The organism is Streptomyces sp. URMC 127 (genome assembly GCF_051386535.1).
In the GTDB taxonomy this organism is placed as follows: Bacteria; Actinomycetota; Actinomycetes; order Streptomycetales; family Streptomycetaceae; genus Streptomyces.
Genome location: NZ_JBPQTW010000337.1, coordinates 1 through 4,577 on the forward strand (window position 1 = coordinate 1; position 4,577 = coordinate 4,577).

Consider the following 4,577-nt stretch of genomic DNA (forward strand, 5'->3'; position numbering starts at 1 on the left):
GGGGTATCCCGTACGGGTGCGGGGCGGGGACGGGCGGTGAAGCGAGCGGCGCCGGGGCCTTCCCCGGGCGCCCGTTGCTCTGCTATCCGGGGGGCATGGACAGAACCCGGTTCCCTGCCGCCCTGCGAGCCGTCGCCTTGCTCATAGGGGCTCTGCTGGCCTTCCTGGCCTCTCCGTTGACGCTGCCCGCGCAGGCGGCCGCGCCCGGGCCGCGCCCGCCCCGCGGGTTCGTCGCCCTCGCCGATGTGGATCCGACGATCCTGCAGGAGATGCGGTACGTCACGGTCCACAACTTCACGGGCCACCGCGTCGACGGCTACCGGCGGCCCCTGTGCGTCCTGACGCGGGAGGCCGCCGAGGCCCTGCACCGGGCGCAGCGCTCGCTGCTGCGCCGGGGCTACTCCCTGAAGGTGTACGACTGCTACCGCCCGCAGCGGGCGGTGAACGACTTCGTTGCGTGGGCGAAGGACCTTGCGGACACGCGGATGAAGGCGGAGTTCTATCCGCGCGTGGACAAGACGCGGCTGTTCGCGGACGGCTACATCGCGGAGAAGTCGGGGCACAGCCGGGGCAGCACGGTGGACGTGACGCTGGTGAAGCTGCCGGTCCGGCCGACGCGGCCGTACGTGCCCGGGGAGCCGCTGGTGCCCTGCTACGCGCCGCGCGGGCAGCGCTTCCCGGACAACTCGGTCGACATGGGGACGGGCTTCGACTGCTTCGACACGCTCGCGCACACGCTGGACCCGCGGATCACGGGCGTGCAGCGGGCCAACCGGCTGCTGCTGAAGTCCTCCCTGGAGAGCGCCGGGTTCGTCAATCTGCCCGAGGAGTGGTGGCACTTCACGCTCAGGCCGGAGCCGTTCCCGGACACGTACTTCGACTTCCCCGTGCTGCTTCGCCCGGCCTTCCCCGGCGCCTTGACGCCTCGTCACGGCGGGTGAACACTTCCCGTCCGGACAGGTCCGGACGGGCCCGGAGGAGAAGAGCAGGCAGGGGAAGGGCCCGGACGGACTCCTAGGTCAGGAGGCGCCATGCCGGGACCGTACGTCGCCGCGATCGACCAGGGCACCACCTCCAGCCGCTGCATCGTCTTCGACCGGGAGGGCCGGGCCGTCGGCTCGGACCAGCGCGAGCACCGGCAGGTCTTCCCCAAGCCCGGCTGGGTGGAGCACGACGCCGCCGAGATCTGGGCGAAGGTCCAAGCCGTCGTGGCGGGCGCGCTGGCCGCGGCGGGCCTGCGGGCCGGTGAGCTGAGCGCGCTGGGCATCACCAACCAGCGGGAGACGACGGTCCTGTGGGACCGCACGACGGGCAAGCCGGTGCACAACGCGCTGGTCTGGCAGGACACGCGCACCGACGCGCTCTGCCGCGAGCTGGGCGGTGCGGAGGGGCAGGACCGGTTCCGGGCGGTGACGGGCCTGCCGCTGGCGAGCTACTTCTCCGGGCCCAAGGCCGCCTGGCTGCTGGAGCACGTGCCGGGGCTGCGGCGCCGGGCGGAGAACGGCGAGATCGCGTTCGGCACGGTCGACTCCTGGCTGATCTGGAACCTGACGGGCGGCACGGACGGCGGAGTGCACGTCACGGACGTGACGAACGCCTCGCGCACCCTGCTGATGGACCTCGGCACGCTCCAGTGGGACGCCGGGCTCCTGGCCGCGATGGGCATCCCGGAGGCCGTCCTGCCGGAGATCCGCTCCTCCTGCGAGGTGTACGGGCGGGCCGCCGGGCCGCCGGCCGGGGTGCCGGTGGCCGCGGCGCTCGGCGACCAGCAGGCGGCGGTGTTCGGCCAGGCCTGCTACGGGGCCGGCGAGGCCAAGAACACCTACGGCACGGGCAGCTTCCTGCTGCTGAACACCGGCACCCGGCCCGTTCCGTCGAAGAACGGCCTGCTGACGACGGTCGGCTACCGGCTGGCCGGCGAGCCCGCCGTCTACTGCCTGGAGGGGTCGATCGCGGTCACGGGCGCGCTCGTGCAGTGGTTCCGCGACCAGCTCGGCCTCATCCGGTCGGCCGGTGAGATCGAGGCGCTGGCGGCGAGCGTCCCCGACAACGGCGGCGCGTACGTGGTGCCCGCCTTCTCCGGCCTGTACGCGCCGTACTGGCGTGCGGACGCCCGCGGTGTGATCACGGGCCTGACGGGTTACGTGACGCGGGCGCACCTGGCGCGGGCGGTGCTGGAGGCGACGAGCTGGCAGACGCGGGAGGTGGTCGACGCGATGTTCCAGGACTCCGGCGTGCGGATCGGCTCGCTGAAGGCGGACGGCGGCATGACCGCCAACAACCTGCTGATGCAGCATCAGGCCGATGTGCTGGGCGTCCCGGTGATCCGGCCGGTGGTGGCCGAGACCACGAGCCTGGGCGCGGCGTACGCGGCCGGTCTCGCGACGGGGGTGTGGCGCGATCCGGACGAGCTGCGGGCGCTCTGGCGGCAGGACGCGCAGTGGACGCCGCGGCGGGCGCCTGAGGAGCGCGAGGCCGAGTACCGGGTGTGGCGCAGGGCGGTGGAGCGGAGCTTCGGCTGGGTCCAGTAGCGGGTGTGCGCCGGGCCGGTGTCAGCCGGCCCGGCGGGCGAGCTCGGCGAAGCGCTGTTCCACCACGGACACCAGCACGCCCTTCACCGACTCCTTCTCCCGTGCGTCGCAGAGGATCACCGGCACGCCCGGGTCCAGGTCGAGGGCGGCGCGCACGTCGTCCTCGGGGTAGCGGGCGGCGCCGTCGAAGCAGTTGACGGCGAGGGTGAAGGGGATGCCGCGGCGCTCGAAGTAGTCGACGGCGGCGAAGCAGTCCTGCAGCCGCCGGGTGTCGGCGAGGACGACGGCGCCCAGGGCGCCGCGGGCCAGCTCGTCCCACAGGAACCAGAAGCGGTCCTGGCCGGGCGTGCCGAAGAGGTAGAGGACGAGGTCGTCGCGGAGGGTGATGCGGCCGAAGTCCATGGCGACGGTGGTGGTGCGCTTGCCCTCGACGCCGGTGGTGTCGTCGACGGGCCGGCCCGCCTCGGTGAGCAGTTCTTCGGTGCGCAGCGGCCGGATCTCGCTGACCGCCCCGACGAGGGTGGTCTTGCCCGCGCCGAAGCCGCCGGCGACCAGGAGCTTGAGGGCCACCGGGGCCGGCGCGGGGGGCGTGCTGCCGCGGTCGGAGCGCAGGAGCCTCATGGTTGTTCGTCCTCCGGTCGTGGGGTGCCGGGTCCGGCTCCCCCGGTGGAAGGTGATCGTTCCGTACAGACCATGGCCACGACAAGTCTCCCGGGGAGGCCCGCCGGTCGCTCCGGCGGGCCCGCGGGCAGGCGTCGGGGCCGAAGGCAGGCTCAGCAGGCCCGCGGGCCGGCTCAGAGGGCCCGCAGGCCGTCGATCACCTCGCGCAGAATGCTTTCGTCGGGCAGTTCGGCCGGCGGCACCGGGCGGGTGACCCGTACGAGGCCCGCGTTCACGAGGTCTCCGACGAGCACCCGCACCACCCCGACCGGCAGGTCGAGACCCGCGGCCAGCTCCGCGACGGAGCGCGGCGTGTCCTCCGTCAGGTCCACGATGTCGAGGTGTTCGGGGGACAGCGACTGGTCGGCGAGGGCGGCGGCGGGCCGGCCGGCCGGATGCTCGGCGACGACGACCGCGATGAGGTCGAGGCCGGCCCCGTCCGCGACGCGGGTGCGCCCGCGGGTCATGGCGTACGGACGGACCACCGGGCCCGCCGCGTCGTCGTACCAGCGCACGTCCCCCTCGCCGGAGCCGTCCCCGGGCAGGCCGGCGGTCACCCGTCGGCGGCCACGCCGGTGCGCGGAGCCGTGGCCAGGTGCGTGCCCACCCTCTTGACCAGCAGGGTCATCTCGTAGGCGACCTGCCCGATGTCGGAGTCGGCGTCGGCGAGGACGGCCAGACAGCTGCCGTCTCCTGCTGCGGTGACGAAGAGGAACGCCTCGTCGAGCTCGACGACGGTCTGGCGGACCTCGCCCGCGTCGAAGTGGCGGCCGACGCCCTTGGCGAGGCTGTGGAAGCCGGACGCCACGGCCGCCAGGTGCTCGCCGTCCTCGCGCGAGAGGTCCTTGGAGGTGCCGGTCGCAAGTCCGTCGCCGGAGAGCACGAGCGCCTTGCGGATGCTGCCGACGCGCTCGACGAGTTCGTCGAGGAGCCAGTTCAGCTCGCGCGTGGCGGCAGGCGGGCCGCTCGCTGCGGTGGTGGTGGCGTTCCCGGCCTTCGGTGCGGTCATCGACCGTCCCCCTCAGATGTGGTTCGTGGTGCTGTTCTCGGTGATCTTTCGGTTGCGTCCGCCTCATTGTGCTCCCGGGCCCGCTGCCAGCCGCGCTGCAGGGCGGCCATCCTGGCCCGCACCTCGTCGGCGTCGCGCCCGGGTTCCGGACCGGCGGGGTCCGGGCCGGTGGTCCCCCTGTCGCGGGGGCCTTCCGGATCCTTCCTCAGCTGGGGGGCGAGGCTCGCCTGGCGCACGCGCCGCGGCAGCCCGCCGGTGGGGGTCGGCTCGGCTCCGGGCAGCCCCTCGGGGGCCTGGGCGGCGGGCCGGCGGCGGGGCAGCGGCACGAGGGCGTCGCCCGCCTGGTGGTGCTCCTCGTGCTCGGCCCGTTCGAGCTG

General features: G+C 74.0%; 5 protein-coding genes and 1 pseudogene. 2 read left to right on the forward strand and 4 right to left on the reverse strand.

What is annotated here, in order from left to right; translation table 11 throughout:
- Window positions 1–95: 95 nt before the first annotated feature.
- Both ACSNOH_RS33445 and glpK read left to right on the forward strand, forming a co-directional pair.
- The gene (locus ACSNOH_RS33445) at window positions 96–941 is read left to right on the forward strand and encodes a M15 family metallopeptidase (RefSeq protein ID WP_436725208.1); all 846 of its coding nucleotides are present in this window, start codon (window positions 96–98) and stop codon (window positions 939–941) included.
- A gap of 90 nt (window positions 942–1,031) precedes the next feature.
- A complete protein-coding gene (glpK, locus tag ACSNOH_RS33450) occupies window positions 1,032–2,531 on the forward strand; it encodes a glycerol kinase GlpK (protein ID WP_436725209.1) in 1,500 nt (499 codons plus the stop codon).
- A gap of 21 nt (window positions 2,532–2,552) precedes the next feature.
- Here the strand turns inward: glpK and ACSNOH_RS33455 are convergent, their stop codons facing one another.
- The 4 genes and pseudogenes from ACSNOH_RS33455 to ACSNOH_RS33470 all read right to left on the reverse strand — a co-directional run.
- Entirely contained in the window at window positions 2,553–3,152 is a 600-nt protein-coding gene (locus ACSNOH_RS33455) for a GTP-binding protein (protein ID WP_436725210.1), read from the reverse strand.
- Between the two features lie 173 nt (window positions 3,153–3,325).
- Window positions 3,326–3,748, reverse strand: coding sequence for a DUF742 domain-containing protein (locus tag ACSNOH_RS33460; RefSeq protein ID WP_436725211.1), 423 nt, complete (start codon window positions 3,746–3,748; stop codon window positions 3,326–3,328).
- Window positions 3,745–4,200 carry a roadblock/LC7 domain-containing protein gene (locus tag ACSNOH_RS33465; protein WP_436725212.1) on the reverse strand — a complete coding sequence of 152 codons (456 nt, stop codon included), beginning with the start codon at window positions 4,198–4,200 and terminating at the stop codon, window positions 3,745–3,747. Before ACSNOH_RS33465 ends, ACSNOH_RS33460 begins: the two co-directional genes overlap by 4 nt.
- Window positions 4,197–4,577 (reverse strand): annotated as a pseudogene (locus tag ACSNOH_RS33470) (histidine kinase); the annotation flags it as partial. The gene ACSNOH_RS33465 and the pseudogene ACSNOH_RS33470, both read right to left, overlap by 4 nt.